The sequence below is a fragment of the Streptococcus sp. E24BD genome (genome assembly GCF_041807825.1).
GTDB lineage: Bacteria > Bacillota > Bacilli > Lactobacillales > Streptococcaceae > Streptococcus > Streptococcus entericus.
The window spans coordinates 1-17,342 of record NZ_JBGTZB010000003.1 but is presented as its reverse complement, the minus strand read 5'-3'; the positions used below and the strand labels follow the sequence as shown (position 1 = coordinate 17,342).

Below are 17,342 nucleotides of genomic sequence, written 5' to 3'. Positions count from 1 at the left end.
AGTTGTTTGACAAGAAAAAAATGTCATCACTAGTTTCCTGTAAATTGAGGGCGGCGTTTTTCAGTGTAAGCTCGAACGCCTTCTTTGAAATCTTCTTTGTAAGCTAAGTCTGACTGCAATTTCAATTCTAACTTAGAATAATCTTCCCAACCTGCAAATTCGCTAGCCCAAATCATCTGTTTGATTGCCGCATAGGATTGAAAAGAGGCTCTGTTTAATTTTGTGATAAGATTCGTAACCGTTTTATCTAACTTATCTGACGTGCAAGTTTTATAAACAAAACCATAGTCTAAACCACGTTCAGCTGTTACAGCTTCTGCCGTCATCGCCAGCTGGGTGGCTCGGTTGATCCCTAAAGAGCGGGTCAAGAGGAAAATACCTCCAGCATCTGGTGCTAGATTAACATTCACAAAGGCTTGGATAAACTTCGCTCGTTCAGTCGCGATGCAAAAATCTGCAGCGACAACCATGTTAAAGGCTGCACCAGCCACTGGGCCATCAACTGCCATAATCACTGGTTTTGGCAGACGCTTCAAGACAAAGGAAATCGTGTTAACCAGCTCTGCTATTTTCACTAAAGATGACACATCATCGGCATCCACAGCCCGTTGCATCTCGGCCAAGTCCCCACCAACGGAGAACACCTTTCCCTCACCCTTGACCAGAAGAATCTTAACAGCTTGATCATGATTGGCTAGCTCAATCGCTGCTAAAATCTCCTCGCAAATGGGTACATTAAAGCCATTAGAGACTTGAGGGCGATTGAGGGTCAGGGTGGCAACACCATCTGCTACCTCATAGATAATTTCTTCAAACATCTCCTTATCATCCCCTTATATAGTTAGATAGATAAATCATTTGATAATCAAACGATTTACTTTATTATAACTGATTTAACTGAAAATGCAAGTAAAAACTGTAAAGCTACTGACAAAGTTTATTGTCTTTGCTATAATGCTAGGGTAAAGTTTTAGAAAGAATAGGACCATTCATGAAAGTAGCCAAATTTGGTGGCAGCTCTCTTGCTTCTGCCCAGCAACTAGAAAAAGTTTTTAACATTGTTAAATCAGATAATGAACGACGTTTCGTCATTGTCTCAGCACCAGGCAAACGTTCGGCAGATGACACAAAAGTGACCGATGCCCTGATTAAATACTACAAAAATTATACCGCTAATCACGATGTGACGGCTGATCAAAACTGGATCATCAACCGCTATAAAGCCATGGTTGATGAACTTGGCTTGTCTAACAAAATTCTTGATGACATCGCATTAGCCATCGCCAGTCTAGCCACTCTGCCGAAAGAAGGAAACGAGTTTCTTTACGATACTTTTTTGGCAGCTGGAGAAGACAACAATGCTAAATTGATTGCCTATTTCTTTAGACAAAGAGGGTTAGATGCTAAGTATATTCACCCAGAAGAAGCTGGCATTATCGTCACCGGTGAACCCGGTAACGCACAACTTCTAACATCAAGCTATAATGCCTTGCAAAAACTGCGTGATTCTGAAGAAATTTTAGTTATCCCTGGATTTTTTGGTGTTACAGTTGACGGACAAATCTGTACCTTCTCGCGAGGAGGGTCTGATATTACAGGCGTCATTGTTGCAGCAGGGGTTAAGGCTGATATTTACGAAAACTTCACTGATGTTGATGGGATATTTGCTGCTCACCCAGGTGTCGTTGACCAGCCACACTCCATTCCCGAGTTAACTTATCGGGAAATGCGCGAGCTGGCCTACGGTGGGTTCTCTGTTTTACATGATGAAGCGCTCATTCCAGCCTATCGTGGAAAAGTCCCTATTGTCATCAAAAATACAAACAACCCTGATCATCCTGGTACAACAATTGTCTTGGAGAGTCCCAAAAAAGACCAGCCAGTTGTTGGGGTCTCTGGGGATGATAAATTTGTCAGCATCAATATTTCCAAATACATGATGAACCGAGAAGTTGGATTTGGACGGAAGGTACTTCAGATTCTTGAAGATTTGAATATCAGATTCGAACATATGCCAACAGGGATTGATGATTTATCCGTTGTTGTGCGTGAGCGTGAACTCAGTCCAATTAAAGAGCAGGAAATCATTGATCAATTAACGCGAAAACTAGAAGTTGATCATGTTGACATCGAACGAGATTTGTCGATTATTATGATTGTTGGCGAAAATATGAAAAATCATGTCGGCGTTGCAGCCACTGCTACTTTTGCTTTAGCTAAAGAGGAGATTAACTTGGTGATGATTTCCCAAGGTGCCAGTGAGGTTTCCGTCATGTTTGTTGTTAAAACAAGCGATGAAAAAGCTGCAGTCAGAGCGCTGTACCGTGCATTTTTTAACTAGAAATTGATTGTGTGACCGTATTTTTAATACTTGGATTGTCTATTAGATATTAAAGGCGTGAGAATGAAATAGCCTCCTAGACTATTTCATTCTCACGCCTTTTTTAATCTGTCTTGGCAAACTGGCTTTGGTAGAGTTCATAGTAGAAGCCTTTGTCAGCCAGTAAACTGTCATGCGTGCCTTGCTCAATAATCTGACCGTCCTTAAGGACCAAAATCTTATCTGCTTCTCGGATAGTTGACAAGCGGTGGGCGATGACAAAGCTAGTTCTCCCCTGCATGAGCTTTTTCATAGCCTGCTGGATAAGTAGCTCAAGTCTTGTGTCCACTGACGAGGTCGCTTCATCCAAAATCAAAATTTTCGGGTCTGCCAATAGGGCACGGGCAATGGTCAAGAGCTGTTTTTGCCCCAGCGAAATGTTGCTGGATTCTTGGTTCATTTCCATCTTGTAACCACCTGGTAGGGTGCGAATAAAGTGGTCCACATTGGCAGCCTGAGCTGCTGCCACCAGCTCCTCATCGGTCGCTGAGAGGTTACCAAACCGTAGATTGTCCTTGATGCTCCCTTCATAGAGCCAAGCATCCTGCAAAACCATCCCGAACTGGCGGCGCACCGCCCGTCTATCCAGTTCTCTGATATCTCTACCATCTAGGGAAATAGCTCCCGCAGTCACATCATAAAAGCGCATGAGAAGGTTAATCAAAGTAGTCTTTCCTGCACCCGTGGGACCAACGATGGCAATCATCTCACCTGGTTCAACTGTCAGATTAAAATCTCGAATGAGGGGCTTGTCTGGACTATATTGGAAAGAAACCTTACTAAAGGTCACTTGACCAGTCAAATTGATTTCGTCAGCCGTTTGGAGACTGCTCGTTTCTTCGTTTTCATCGAGAACAGCAAAAATCCGTCCTAAAGATGATTTAGCGCTCTGCAATTGTCCCGACAACTGCGCTAAGGTCTGGACTGGCTGACTAATCTGCCAAACATACTGAACAAAGGCCTGCATGTTACCAATGGTCAATCGCCCTGCCAACACCTGAAGCCCACCTAAAAGCGCTAGAACGACATAGGTCAAATCAGAGATAGAGTTAAGCAGGAACATCAGACTGGATAAAAAACTAGCCTTGAAGCCAGCTACCTGCAGGCTGCTGGTAATGTGGCGAAAATCTCGACTAGATACTTCTTCACGACCATAGAGCTTGATAATGTTGAATCCCGTCAGATTCTCCTGAACAAACCCGTTAAGGTCTCCTAAAATTTTGGATTGATCGGTGAAGTATGGCTGAGACAGCTTCAACAAGAACCGAGCCGTCAAGTAGGTGATGGGCATACTAACCATGACCACTAGCGCCAGCTGACTATTGAGCCAAACCATCATGGAGATGACCAAAATTAAACTCAAAACCGCATTAACAATCTGTAAGAAAGACTGCTGAAGAGCATTCGAGACGGTCTCTACATCGGTTGTAAATCGCCCTAAAAGATCACCAAACCGGTGCTGGTCAAAATAAGCCACTGGCAAGCGATTGATTTTATAGCTGAGGTCTTGGCGTAAGTCACGCATCGCACCTTGCACCACCTTGGTCATGTAGATATTGGCTAGGTAAACACCGACTTCAAAGAAGAGGGCACGCACCAGATAGAGTCCTAAAATTAGGGTCACATAGCGATAGTTAATGTCTGCACCAGCGACACCTTTCGTCATATCAATCAGGTTTTGCGTCAACTCTGTGATAACTAAACCAATAACAAAGGGTTCCAAAACACCAGCTACAATACTGATGACCTTAAAGAAAACAGCTAAAAAGAGTGAGCCTCGATAGCGACTAAGATAAGGCCACAGTCGCTTAAAACCTTGTTCTGTCATTCTTAGCCCTCACTTTCTGTCAAACTCTGGCTATTGAGCTGAGACTCTGCAATCTCGCGATAAATGGCATTGCTGAGCATGAGCTCCTCATGCGTCCCGCGCCCAACAATCTCTCCCTTGTCCAGCACGATAATCTGGTCAGCATCCATAATAGTACCAACCCGTTGCGCCACAATGAGCACTGTCGCCTCCTGTGTCACCGCCTTCAACCGCCGTCGTACCTCGGCATCAGTCTTATAGTCCAAGGCTGAGAAAGAATCATCAAAAATATAAATGTCCGCCTGCTTAACCACCGCTCGCGCAATCGACAGCCGCTGCTTTTGCCCACCAGACAAGTTACTACCGCCCTCTGCCAACAAGCTCTCGTAGCCCTCCTCACGGCTAGCGATAAAGTCAGCTGCCTGTGATACTTGCGCTGCTTGCTCCAGCTCAGGCAGAGTCGCCGTTTCCTTACCGTACTTGAGGTTTTCTTCGATTGTTCCGGTAAATAGCAGAGCTTTCTGAGGAATAAAGCCTATCTTAGACCGCAAAGCCTTGAGGTTGTAGTCTCGAACATCAACCCCATCGACTAAAATTTTCCCCAAGGTCACATCATAAAACCGAGGAATCAGGCTGACTAGACTAGATTTCCCAGACCCCGTTGAACCGATAAAAGCGATGGTTTCCCCGGGCTTGGTCTTAAAGGAGATGTTATGGAGAACAGGACTCTCCGTCTCTCCTGGGTAAGCAAAGGTCACATTGTCAAATTCCAGATAGCCCTTGGTCGCTGTTTCTGTCACTCCATCCTCATTTGGTGCGATAGAGATAGGCAGGGTCATCACTTCTTTAATCCGGTGACTAGAGACTGCCATCTTCGGATACATGGTAAAAAGGTTAGAAAAAAGCAAAAAGGAAAACAGCGCATGAAAGGCGTATTCGATAAAAGCAACCATGTCACCGATCTGCAAGTCTCCTCGCGACAGTGGCGGAATGGCAAACCAGACAATGGCGACAATCATGGCGATGATGATTTGCACAAAAATGGGCTCAGTCAAGGCAGTCAGGCGAAACAACTTGCTTGAGGTCTCTGTGAACGACTGGTTGGCCGTCGCAAACCGCTCTTCCTGAAAGTCTTCCCGTGCAAAGGCACGAACAACTCGAAGACCAGTTAGGTTTTCTCGCACGTACTGGTTAATCTTGTCCAGCGTTGTTTGTTGCTGCTCTGATAAAGGTTCCGTTCGTCTAGCGACGTAGACCACCACAGCCACCAAGAAAGGAATGGAGACCGCCACAATCCAAGCCATGGATGGGCTAGTGCGAAGAATCATACCCACCGAAAACAGCATCATCAGTGGGGTAATCATGCCAAGACGCAAGGCTTGATCAGCGAATTGCATGAGCATGTAGGCATCCGTTGTCATCCGAGTGACGAGAGAGGAGACGCCGATTTGCTCGTACTCATGGTGAGAATAAGCCTGAAGCTTGTCGTACATGTCATTACGCATGTCCTGAATCATGGTAGTCGTTAACTTGCTAGTGGCATAAGCCATGGTCAGGCGACCGACCAGACCAGCTAGACTAGCTAACAACATGACCCAAAACCAGCGGTAGAGGGCAGCTTCATTTTGCTGCACCAAACCGTCATCAATCATCCGTGCCAAAATGGTCGGCAGACCTAGATTGACCACAATAAAGAGTAAAACCCCGACCACATTTAACAAGAGCCATTTGGGGTAATGTTTCAAATAAGACCAAATATATGCCATAAGTTCCTTTCTCGTCTTTCTGGAGTTGCAAGCTCAATAGTTAGTGACCATCACAGCGACTTAACCATCCAGACATCCATCAGGTAGTGGCCCGTTTCCTGGGTCAATGGCTGAGCTAAATGCTGGTAGCCCATCTTCTCATAGAGTTTGAGGGCAGCAGCTAGCTTGGTGGAGCTTTCTAGATACATCTGCTCATAGCCTGCTTGCAGCGCTTTTTCTTCAATGTGTGCCAAGAGCTGGCTGGCATAGCCTTTTCCACGGTAGTTTTTGTCTACATAGAGTTTTTGCAGCTCACAAACCAATTCTGAAATCGGACCAAAACCACCGCAGGCAACCACCCTGTCGTCTACCTTGATGACCAAGTATTGAGAACGAGGCAGTTTATCATAATAGTCAGCCAAATCATCCAACTGCGGGTCAAAATAAGCTGTTCCAGGCAAAGCCAATCCCTCATCTTCTAAACAGTGACGGACAAGCGTGGCCACCGCAGAGTTATCAGTTGGGGTGAGGTAATGAAGTTCCATCTCCTACCCCTCCAACTCACTCAAATACTCATAGCGCTCGTACTTGGCAAGGAGCTGGTCATTTTGCTCGTCCAACTCTTTTTGCAAGTCGGACAGGCGGGCAAAGTCCGCTCCACAGGTCGCCATCTCACCCTCAATAGCGGCAATCCGCTCCTCAAGGCTAGCAATCTTCTCCTCGATGACCGCCCATTCCTGCTTCTCAAAGTAGGACATGCGCTTGCGCTCGGCTTTTTCCTTTTCTGCCTTTGGTTTTTCCGTTTTTGGGGCAATCGCAGAGCTGTCCCGCTCGAAGGCCTTTTCATCCAGATAATCGGTGTAGTTGCCGAAAAATTCCCTGACACCGCCAGCCTCAAAGGCTAGAATCTTGGTCGCCACCTTGTCAAGGAAATAACGGTCATGGCTAACCGTAATCACAGGACCTGCAAAGCCTTGCAGGAAGTTCTCCAAGACTGTCAAGGTCGCAATGTCCAAATCATTGGTCGGCTCGTCTAGGAGCAGGAGATTGGGCTTTTCAATCAAGATTTTCAAGAGATAGAGCCGTTTTTTCTCGCCACCAGACAGCTTGGCAATCTGGGTGCCGTGAGTTGAGCGAGGAAAGAGAAACTGCTCCAAGAGCTCGGAAATGCTGGTCGTGCCGACAGTTGTCTTAACCTCGTCTGCCACCTCTTGCAGGTAGTTGATGACCCGCTTGCTCTCGTCCATCCCCTTAAGATTTTGCGAGAAGTAGCCAACCCGCACAGTCTCCCCCATGTCAACCGTCCCAGCAGTGGCTTGCAAGTCTCCGCTAATGAGGTTGAGCAGGGTGGACTTGCCGACCCCATTGTCTCCGACAATGCCAATCCTGTCCTTGTTTTGAATGAGCAGATTAAAATTGCTCAAAATCGGCTTGTCCCCATAGGAGAAGCTGACCTGCTCAAAGTTAATGACTTTCTTGCCAATCCGACTGGTCTCAAAGGTGATGTCCAACTCTGTACTGGTGGTCGTGGTCGCCAATTTCCCCTTCAGCTCATGGAAGCGATTAATACGAGCTTGTTGCTTGGTCGCACGCGCCTGCGGTTGGCGACGCATCCACTCCAACTCCTGCTTGTAGAGTTGCTTTTTCTTGTGGAAGCTGGCCGCATCCCGCTCGTCCTGCTCGACCCGCAGGCGAACATAGTCTTGGTAGTTGCCCTGGTACTCAGTAAGCTGGCTGTTGGCCAGCTCAAAGATACGGGTAGCGACATTGTCCAAGAAATAGCGGTCATGGGTGATGAAGAGGACTGTTTTCTTACCGGTTTTCAGGTAAGTGGTCAGCCAAGAGATGGTGTCGATGTCCAGATGGTTGGTCGGCTCGTCAAGGAGCAAGAGGTCACTGTCTGACAGGAGCACCTGGGCTAGCTGAACCCGACGGCGCAGCCCCCCAGACAAGAAGCCGACGGTGGCTTGCAAATCTGTGATCCCTAGTTTGGTCAGAACCGTTTTGACCTCGCTCTCGATCGACCAGACGTCCAGCGCATCCATCTCTGCCATGACCTTTTCCAGCTCTTTCTGGCTCTCTTCTGAGTAGTCGAGGAGCAGCGCTTCATAGCGTTTCAGCACTGCCATTTCCCTTAACTCCGATGACAGCACCGTGTCTAGGACGGACTTGCTGTCGTCAAAATCAGGCTCTTGGGTCAGGTAGCTGATGGTGTAGCCCTTGGCAGCGGTAAAGGGCGAGCGGTCGCCGTCAAAGCCAGACCGCCCCGACAGAACGTCAAGGAGCGTGGTCTTGCCCGTACCGTTGACGCCAATGAGACCGATGCGATCCAGCTCATGGACGATAAAGCTGATGTCCCGAAAAACCGTCTTGTCACCGACGGACTTAGTTAAGTGTTCTACGATAAAGTTTGACATAAGGTGCTTTCTAAAAGATTATTTTACTCGAAAGTAAAACCATCTTGAATAATATTTTTTACTTTCAGTAATTCCGTTTTAATTTCATCAATTAGCTCGTCGTAAGTAATTCCATTTCTAATATTCCAATATTGATAGATTTGAAAATTATTTTTGATTTTACCAGTATAGCTACCATACAATTTACTCAAAGATGTCTTTTTTTCTCTTATCAATTTAGAACTCTTATCGTAATTCTCCAAAAATCCTACTCTCTTCATCTCATTGAAATAATAATCTTTATCATCAAATCGTGAATAATGTGATACTGGTCCAGAATGAAGTCTAAATTGTCTTCCTTCAATCTGAATACCTATAACTCCAATAATTTCACCATTTACCTTCTGCTTATACATAATATCTACAGTAGGTTTTTTATTATTAAAAAAGTTACCAATCACAGGCATACCCCAAGGAGTTTGAAACTCTACATTAAGTTCTTTCTCAATGAATTGGCTCAACTTACTTCCAGAAAACTTTAAATATATATCTTCTAATCTCAACTTCTCAAGTTCAGAATCACTTTCAAAAAAGTATCTATTCTGTGCTTCGTTCAACTTCTCTAAAAGTATACAACTTATTAGTTGGATGTCAGAAACATAATTTTCAATAGTGTTAAAGATATGGGAATCTAGAGTAACTATTTGATTTATTCCAGCTATTCTTTCAGAAATTTTAGCATAAGATAAAAATTCCCAATTATCGTAATGTAATGTCTGCTCTATTCCTGTTAGGATACCAAACTCAAATACAATATTCTTCTCAGAAAAATTCTCTTCATATGTTCTTAACTGCTCAATAGTCGGAATAGATTTCAATTTATTTTCGATGAAAACAGCCTTTCTCATACCATTAGAATCCTCAAAATAAATGGTTAAGTCCCTGTGTCCTTTTTCTCTTTCTACCTTAATGAACTGATTCTTCTTAGAATAAAACTCTGGATAAAAAACTTCCACAAAAGGATTGACACTATCAACCCTAATATTGATTAACCACTCCCAAAAATTAGAGTGGGATAACTCTTTTCCCCCCAACGATAAAGCAAATAGAGGGGATTGCTTTAGCGCATTAACATTCTCCTGCAAATTACTCATATTTTCTCCTAGTTTAACATTTTTAAATGCTTGACAAGATACTTAACAATCTCCTCCCTCTCATTCCCCACTTCTCCCGCGACGATAGCCCGTTCCAGTTCGTCCAGAATGTCGCCCAGCTGGGGGCCTGGTGTGATGCCGAAGTCTTGGATCAGGTCTCGCCCGGTGATGGCCATGTCTTGTTTGGAATGGATAGGGAGCTCCTCGTCTAATTGCTGGATCAGCGCTGGCTGGCTGGATAAGCCCTGAGCAGACCGCAGATTCTCCACCAAGAGCAGGCAGTTCTTACCATAGCGGTAGACCAGCTGACGACTGGGCTCCGCACTCAAACGCTCATGGTAGGCAGACACCAGCTGGTCGACAGCTTTCTGAAGGTCATTGGAGGTTTTCCATTTTTTCAGGAAGGGCTTGACCTCTCTGATGTTTAGGGCGAATAGCAGAGCAGCCCAAGCCTGTTCGGAGCTGATAAACTGATAGCCCTCAGTGAAGCCATCACGCAAGGTCTCAAGCGCTGCTCCTTTTTCAGCCATATCAGGCAGAAAGTCATAGGCACAACTCGCTATCAGGCTGGTCAGACCAGCCTGCCAAAATGGTGCGGTCAAGAGCTTATCAAACTCGATGAAGACCCGCTCCACGGAAATCTTGGCTAACAAGGGTACCAGCTCTGCCATTGCCTCAAAAGTCGCAGTCTCAAGGGTAAAGCCAAGACTGGCTGCAAAGCGAAAGCCACGCATGATCCGCAGGGCATCCTCCTGAAAGCGCTCGGCAGGGACGCCAACCGCACGGAGCAGGCGGTGGTCAAGGTCAGCCAGCCCATCAAAGAGGTCAATGACCTGACCGCTGCTATCGAGGGCAAAGGCGTTGACCGTGAAATCCCGCCGCAGCAAGTCCTCCTCCAGCGAGCGGACAAAAGTCACACCAGAAGGACGGCGATAGTCCACATAGACATCCTCCGTACGAAAGGTCGTCACCTCGTAGCCCGCCTCACCGTCCAAGACCAGCACCGTGCCATGCTCAATCCCAATATCAACCGTGCGTGGAAAAATGCTCTTAACCTCCTGCGGATAGGCGGAAGTGGCGATGTCCACATCGTGGATAGGACGACCTAAAATGGCATCTCGCACCGAACCGCCCACAAAATAAGCCTCGTAGCCCGCCGCCTGTAATTTCTCTAAAATCGGCAAAGCCTTCTGAAATTCAGAAGGCAGATTGGTTAGTTTCATTTGTTTTCCTCTGTTGCAGATGATTCTCTCTAATTAAGACGATTAAAGCCTTGATAACTTGAGAAACCTAATAGATAAATAGCCAAAGCAAAGGCTTGTTCGTCAGATAGGTTGTCGTCGTGAACTACTGACTGTTGAATTTCCTGTAAGACCGTATCGTTAGGAACAACCGTATCAGCTAAGTCGGTCACACAATCTTGAATGACCTCTGGAAGTATTAAACACATTTGATAAAAAGCGTCTTCTTGTCCAGTCACTAGAGCATAAAATTGATCAAGGCTAACTCTCCTAATATGTTTATGACCAACTTTCTTCTTATCAACAGTTGTCTCCCACTTGATATTTTGAGATTGCTTAGCGATCGCCTCAACTAAAAAGCAGGCACAATCATCATCATCTAGCAACTGGGATTGCATTTTGATAAACGTTTTTCCAGCAGCAGCAGAATTCATCGTATTATGTTTATTTTTCATTTCAACATAAACACGACTAACCGTTGAACCGTCAGGAAGTTCAATAGCACTTGGGCGTTCTAAGATAACATCCCAACCTCCCTCTTTTCCATTGTCTGGAACTCGGCAGTCTAACATGTATTGAAAAATTCCTTGATGGAAATAACCAATATCATTGTTATTCGCTTTATCCCTTTGACGGAAAATTTCACTATTAATAATGTCCTCCCACGATTGCTGATAAACAGTTTTATCAAAAATCAATTTAACAGGGTCAATGATATTTTTATTAAAACGTTGTAAATCAAATGAGGTTAATTTTTCACCATATTTGCCAATCGTCATGCGAACATGATGATAAAAATTCTCTTGGCTAATAAAATCAAGTGTCCACATTAAACTACCTCCAAACTTTTCTTAATCTGATTGGCTACCTCATAGGCTAATTTTACAGGGACGGCATTCCCAACTTGCTTGTACTGATTACCAACACTGCCAGTAAAGACCCATTCATCAGGAAAAGATTGAATGCGAGCATTTTCTCGAACAGTAAAAGGTCTTGCTTCAAGGGGATGACAGCGATCCGTCTGTTTCTGACTGGGCGAGGTCAAAACCGTTAAAGACGGCTCGTCCATGCTCAACCGACGTAGAATACCTGTCCGACCACCACCCATATCCCACGTCGATTTCATATAAGGTTTAGCGACCTCTTCTGGAATATCTCGCCAATAACCCCCAGGTGGAACCAACTCAAAAATCGCTTTCTTATAGTCAGAATAAGAGGCACCAACACTAGGTGGTGTATCAACTAAAATATCTTTCAAAACAGGTTTATAGCTATGAGGAATCGGATAAATAAACTCGGTTTTATCAACCAAGTCATTTCGAATACCAACCATAATCATTCGTTCACGCTTTTGAGCAACACCATAGTCCCAAGCATTAAGAACCTTAGACTGGACTTGATAACCAGCATCTTCGAAGACTGTCAAAATCGTCTGATAGGTTCTCCCTTTATCATGACTAACCAAGCCCTTAACATTTTCGAAGAGAAACATTTTAGGTTGTAATTTCTCTAAAAAAACAGCATAGTGATAAAATAGCGTTCCTCTAGTATCTTCCAAACCTAGACGCTTACCAGCATAGGAAAAAGATTGGCAGGGAGCACCACCACTAAGCAAGTCTAGTTCTCCTTTTTTGATTTGAAAATAATCTTCTAAATCAAGCGGCGAGATGTTGGCGACATCATCATGGATAACACGCCAATTAGGACGATTGGCCTTCAGCGTTTCGGCAGCTGCTTTATCAAATTCAACTAATCCGATAGTTTCAAAGCCTGCTGCTTCCACTCCTAGGGCTAGCCCTCCAGCTCCTGCAAATAATTCAATTGTCTTCAAACTAGACTTCCTCTCATTATCTTGTTTATTAGTTGCCTAAGCCTAGAGCAGACTCTCTAATCCGTAAACAAGTTGGTCACGGGCGACCACAGCCTTAATCCCGATATTGACCCCGCTCATAAAGGATACACGGTCATAGGAATCATGACGAAGGGTCAGACCCTCACCCTGCGCTCCAAAGATGACTTCCTGATGGGCAACGAGACCTGGCAAGCGCACGGAATGAATCCGCATGCCGTCCACTTCCGCCCCACGTGCTCCTGCCCGCAACTCCTCTTCGTCAGTAGCCCCTTGTGGCTTGCTTTGACGGGTCTCACGCAGAAGCTCTGCGGTCTTAATGGCCGTGCCTGACGGCGCATCTTTTTTCTTATCGTGATGGAGCTCGATGATCTCCACATCTGGGAAATACTTGGCCGCTTTCTGGGCAAATTCCATCAAGAGGATAGCGCCAATCGCAAAGTTAGGGGCAATCAAGCCACCCAGCTTTTTCTGACGAGACAAGTCAATCAGCTCGGCGATTTGTGCCTCGGTAAAGCCAGTCGTCCCTACGACAGGGGCAAATCCCTGCTCAAGAGCAAAGCGAGTGTTGTCATAAGCGACCGCAGGGGTCGTGAAGTCGACCCAGACATCCGCAGAGAAGCCCACCAAGTCCGCCTTATCGGTGAAGACAGGCACGCCCTCAATCTCTTTTTCAGTCGCAAAGGGATCCAAGAGACCGACCAACTGTAGCTCAGGGTCAGCCTGTACCATCTGGACAGCTGTTGACCCCATCTTGCCTAAAAATCCTGCAATAATAACCTTAATCATATCATTTCCTTATACAATAGGGGTAATGCCAAAGGCGATGCCCCCCTCGCCCAGATGGGTTGCGATGACACTATTGAGCGGTACAATCTCTGCGGATAAGCCCAGCACCGCCAGCAGCTGCTGGAACTCTCTTGCCTTATCAGGGGCGTTGGTGTGGAGAATGGCAATCTCATAGTCACCATCGGCTGTTCGCTCTTGCAAAATCTCCACCAGTCGCTTAACCGCCTTTTTCTCCGTGCGAACCTTTTCATAGACTGTAATCACGCCCTCTTCATTGAAATAAAGGATAGGCTTGATGGACAGGAGGTTGCCAAGAATCGCAGAGCCATTTGACAATCGTCCCCCTTTGACCAAGTGATTCAAATCATTCGCCATGATAAAAGCATTGCTTTTCGCGATTTTTTGATTGAGCTTGTCCAACATCATCTCAAAATTAACTCCCGCATCTGCCCAATCAAGAGCATTAACCGCCATGCTGGTCAAGGGCACAGAGGTAATCTTACTATCTGGAAAAGCGACAGTCAGGTCACTGTGCTCCTCCATCAAATACTGAATATTTTGGAAAAAGCCCGAAATCCCACTAGAGAGAAATAGACCAATCACATGAGTATAGCCCTGCTCTGGCAAGGCAGATAAAATATCATCTAACTCCGCCACACTGGGCTGGCTGGTCGTTGGCAAGGCTTGGCTAGCTGCCATCTTGGCATAAAAGTCTTCAGGTGTCAGATTGACCCCCTCAACATAGGTCTCTCCGTCAATGGTAATCGGAATATCCAGAACAAATAAGCCTTCGCGACGTCTCAAATCCTCTGAAAGGTAGGCAGAACTATCTGTAATAACAGCTAACTTCATTTAAAACTCCAAACTAATCCCAGGACGATCTAGGGCAACTTCTGTTACTTCATAGGTTAGACGGCGCAACATATCAAGCAGGGGCGCGGATACCTCTTCTACGTCATGTTGCGAAAATTCACTCGGCGACTCAACCAAACGGTTATGCAAATAGTTAATTTGTGACATCACACCGCTCACTACAAAATCTTGCTGGACAATAATAAAGTGCAAGACCGCCATAAATGTCGTCTTTTGGTTTTCTTCACTCTTTTCTATAAGTTGAAACTTGACTTCTGCATTCGATTCTGGTGCACCATGCTCTTTTTCCCACTCATGATTGCGGGCATCGTAGTGGTAGGCATTAACAAAAACTTGTTCTCTAGTGAGTTCCATGTTGTCTCCTTAAAATTTTTTCTGTGGGTGTTTTGCAACAATCTCTGGATGGTTTGCCAAGGTACTGAGACCTTTTTCTGTTAACAAATAAGCACGTTCTTGACAGTATTGTTCTAATTCTTGATCAGAAAAATGCGTTAAAACTGCTTTATCCAAATCAGCACGTTTCATCTTTGACAAACCGCTTATCCCTTTGTCCTTAAGCCAAGCTTTTAATTGAGTAATCGGCTGATGGCGCAGGGCATCTCTTGCCCCTTCAATAAAGACATAGCCCTCTTCAATTAACCAAACCAGGTCATGTTCAGCATCAATCCCATAGGTCGTTGCAAAGTATTTGTGAGGTTGGCTAGTGGTTAGGTAGCTCCCAAACTGAATACGCCAGAGCAAGATGATATGTCCAGGCAATAGCCCTTCAGATGTTCGCACCATCTGAAGCTTGGCAATCGGTTTAGCTAAAATTTCATCCAGGTACTGGTCTGGAACACGTGGGTATTCAGCATGATTTGCATAAATGGTCGTTATTGTTGTCATTTAACTATTATACCATATCTCTTGTCAATCGTCATCTAGTAAAACAGTGGTAGTGTAGCGAGTTTCCCTTGCGATAGGACAATTATTCTAACAGAAATATTAGCACAGAGTAATCAATCACTAGAGTAGTGGAAACGCAATGGCACTAAAAAGATGCTAATTACCACAATCGTATCTGTGGCATTTAGCATCTTTCATCTTATTTTTATGTGCATTAGATGAGAAAGAGGCTTTTACCCTATTCTCATTTGTTGGACATTACTTATCACCTTTATTACGAATCACAAAACCAGTTTGTTTTTCACTCGAGGTACGGTGAGGGCGCTTGTTGTCTTTTTTAACGACATCACGCTGGTTTCTATTGGACCTGCGCTTAAAGTCCCTGCGGTCACCATCGCGATCATCCCGGCGACGGTCACCACGATAGCCTCCACGACGGTCGCGACCAGCTCTATCGTCACGGTCTGAACGTCCTCGACTGCCTTTTCCTTTGGCTTGACCTGGGGCAAACTTGAAAGGCAGTGGTTTTTCTTGGGCAATTTCTACCTTAGGCATAGTGTCAGGATTTGGCACCGTCAAGGTAAGGATATACTGCGCCAACTCTTCTGGGCTAAACTCAGCAGCTAACTTAATGGCATCACCTTTGAACTTATCAAATTCCGCACGGATAGCTTCGTCGGCAAAATCACGCTCAATTTTCTTAAGCGCTACTCGCTTGGTTGCCTTGAAGGCCTCTTCTGCTGTCGCAGGCTTCATGCCCTTCATGCGCTTTTTGGTTAAATTTTCGATAATGGCCAGATAGCCCATCTCATTTGGTGAGACAAAGGTAATAGATTGACCAGATTTGCCCGCACGACCTGTCCGACCGATACGGTGCACATAACTCTCTGGGTCTTGCGGAATATCATAGTTGTAGACGTGGGTCACGCCAGAAATGTCCAATCCACGGGCAGCAACGTCTGTTGCAACCAAAATATCCAAGGTATCATTTTTGAAATCACGAAGAACACGTAGGCGTTTGCCCTGATCAAGATCCCCATGAATCCCTTCGGCACGGTAGCCACGAAGCTTGAGCCCGCGAGTCAACTCATCAACACGGCGTTTGGTTCGACCAAAGACGATGGCCAATTCTGGCTGCTCCACATCCATAAGGCGGGTCATGGTATCAAACTTTTCATGCTCCCGTACGCGGACATAGTACTGGTCAATCAACTCTGTCGTTAACTCCTTAGCCGCAATCTTAACGTGTTCAGGTTCTTTCATAAACTGGACACCGATGCGCTTAATCGGGTCAGGCATGGTCGCCGAAAACAGCAAGGTTTGACGGCTTTCCGGCGTGCGACTGATGATGGCTTCGATATCATCAAGGAAGCCCATATTGAGCATCTCATCAGCCTCATCCAAAATCAAAGTCTCAATCCCATCTAGTTTCAAAGCTTTACGTTTGATTAAATCAAGCAGGCGACCTGGTGTTCCAACAACTACGTGGGCACCTGACTTGAGGGCCTTGATCTGCTTTTCAATGCTAGATCCACCATAAACAGAGCGAACTTTGACGCCCTTATCCCGACCGAAGCGGAAGAGCTCTTCCTGACTCTGCACCGCCAATTCACGGGTCGGAGCGATAACTAAGGTCTGCACCGCAGGATTTGTCGTATCAATCTTATCAAGGGTCGGCAAGCCAAAAGCGGCGGTCTTTCCTGTTCCCGTCTGGGCTTGACCAATCACATCCTTACCAGCTAAAGCTAGTGGGATAGTCAGCTCCTGAATCGGTGACGGGGTGGTAAAGCCTGCTGTCTCCACAGCAGATAAAATCTCTAAGGACAGAGCAAGTTCATTAAAATTCATGTTATCTTCTTTCTAAAAAGGCAGTGCGAAGCTGCCTTATCACGCTTTTCTATATCGTTGAACAAACAACCTAACTAGTATAACACAAAATTCACAATTAAGGTGAGATTAACTTTGAAAGTTCACATAACACGTTTTCATTGTTGCAAAGAGCTGCTTTAAGCCGTTAGCATCGTAGATAACCTTCTCCTAAGCGTTTGACAACGGAAACGTCACATCTTTACTGACTTAATTTCAATAAGCTATTTTTAACGGCTCTATAATTTCTGTAGTGGGTAAATCCACCATGGAGATTATAGAGCCTTTTGAGTGTAGAAAAAAAGTTCCATATGACCTACAATGAAAAGTGCTTAAACAACTCATTAGAAAGACACA

The 17,342-nt window shown here is 45.3% G+C and carries 15 protein-coding genes; 1 reads left to right on the top strand and 14 read right to left on the bottom strand.

From position 1 onward, the window contains the following. Positions 1–29 precede the first annotated feature (29 nt). On the bottom strand, positions 30–818 hold the full coding sequence (locus tag ACERC5_RS01030; RefSeq protein WP_373659942.1) for an enoyl-CoA hydratase: 789 nt from the start codon (positions 816–818) through the stop codon (positions 30–32). Positions 819–991: 173 nt separating this feature from the next. On the opposite strand from ACERC5_RS01030, the gene ACERC5_RS01025 reads away from it, so the two are divergent. After that, a complete protein-coding gene (locus ACERC5_RS01025; RefSeq protein ID WP_373659941.1) occupies positions 992–2,341 on the top strand; it encodes an aspartate kinase in 1,350 nt (449 codons plus the stop codon). 103 nt (positions 2,342–2,444) lie between these two features. Here the strand turns inward: ACERC5_RS01025 and ACERC5_RS01020 are convergent, their stop codons facing one another. From ACERC5_RS01020 to ACERC5_RS00960, 13 genes are all read right to left on the bottom strand, one after another. Continuing rightward, the gene (locus ACERC5_RS01020) at positions 2,445–4,208 is read right to left on the bottom strand and encodes an ABC transporter ATP-binding protein (RefSeq protein ID WP_373659940.1); all 1,764 of its coding nucleotides are present in this window, start codon (positions 4,206–4,208) and stop codon (positions 2,445–2,447) included. Between the two features lie 2 nt (positions 4,209–4,210). Continuing rightward, the gene (locus tag ACERC5_RS01015; RefSeq protein WP_373658262.1) at positions 4,211–5,953 is read right to left on the bottom strand and encodes an ABC transporter ATP-binding protein; all 1,743 of its coding nucleotides are present in this window, start codon (positions 5,951–5,953) and stop codon (positions 4,211–4,213) included. A gap of 50 nt (positions 5,954–6,003) precedes the next feature. Next, positions 6,004–6,477: a GNAT family N-acetyltransferase gene (locus tag ACERC5_RS01010; RefSeq protein WP_373658261.1), complete on the bottom strand. Its 474-nt coding sequence runs from the start codon at positions 6,475–6,477 to the stop codon at positions 6,004–6,006. A gap of 3 nt (positions 6,478–6,480) precedes the next feature. Further along, on the bottom strand, positions 6,481–8,349 hold the full coding sequence (locus ACERC5_RS01005) for an ABC-F family ATP-binding cassette domain-containing protein (protein WP_373658260.1): 1,869 nt from the start codon (positions 8,347–8,349) through the stop codon (positions 6,481–6,483). Positions 8,350–8,372: 23 nt separating this feature from the next. Further along, positions 8,373–9,482 (bottom strand): PD-(D/E)XK nuclease family protein, encoded by a 1,110-nt coding sequence (locus ACERC5_RS01000; RefSeq protein WP_373658258.1) that lies wholly within the window; start codon positions 9,480–9,482, stop codon positions 8,373–8,375. Between the two features lie 8 nt (positions 9,483–9,490). Continuing rightward, positions 9,491–10,705 (bottom strand): CCA tRNA nucleotidyltransferase, encoded by a 1,215-nt coding sequence (locus ACERC5_RS00995; protein WP_373658257.1) that lies wholly within the window; start codon positions 10,703–10,705, stop codon positions 9,491–9,493. Between the two features lie 29 nt (positions 10,706–10,734). Continuing rightward, entirely contained in the window at positions 10,735–11,553 is an 819-nt protein-coding gene (locus ACERC5_RS00990; protein WP_373658256.1) for an Eco47II family restriction endonuclease, read from the bottom strand. Further along, a complete protein-coding gene (locus ACERC5_RS00985; protein ID WP_373658255.1) occupies positions 11,553–12,554 on the bottom strand; it encodes a DNA cytosine methyltransferase in 1,002 nt (333 codons plus the stop codon). Before ACERC5_RS00985 ends, ACERC5_RS00990 begins: the two co-directional genes overlap by 1 nt. A gap of 42 nt (positions 12,555–12,596) precedes the next feature. Continuing rightward, positions 12,597–13,361, bottom strand: coding sequence for a 4-hydroxy-tetrahydrodipicolinate reductase (dapB, locus tag ACERC5_RS00980; RefSeq protein ID WP_373658254.1), 765 nt, complete (start codon positions 13,359–13,361; stop codon positions 12,597–12,599). Between the two features lie 9 nt (positions 13,362–13,370). Then, on the bottom strand, positions 13,371–14,213 hold the full coding sequence (locus ACERC5_RS00975) for a DegV family protein (protein WP_373658252.1): 843 nt from the start codon (positions 14,211–14,213) through the stop codon (positions 13,371–13,373). Then, positions 14,214–14,588 (bottom strand): DUF1149 family protein, encoded by a 375-nt coding sequence (locus tag ACERC5_RS00970; RefSeq protein WP_018368276.1) that lies wholly within the window; start codon positions 14,586–14,588, stop codon positions 14,214–14,216. 9 nt (positions 14,589–14,597) lie between these two features. Beyond that, complete coding sequence (locus ACERC5_RS00965; RefSeq protein WP_373658251.1) at positions 14,598–15,119, bottom strand: hypothetical protein; 522 nt, start codon at positions 15,117–15,119, stop codon at positions 14,598–14,600. A gap of 258 nt (positions 15,120–15,377) precedes the next feature. Continuing rightward, positions 15,378–16,967 (bottom strand): DEAD/DEAH box helicase, encoded by a 1,590-nt coding sequence (locus ACERC5_RS00960; RefSeq protein WP_373658250.1) that lies wholly within the window; start codon positions 16,965–16,967, stop codon positions 15,378–15,380. Between the last annotated feature and the right edge of the window lie 375 nt (positions 16,968–17,342).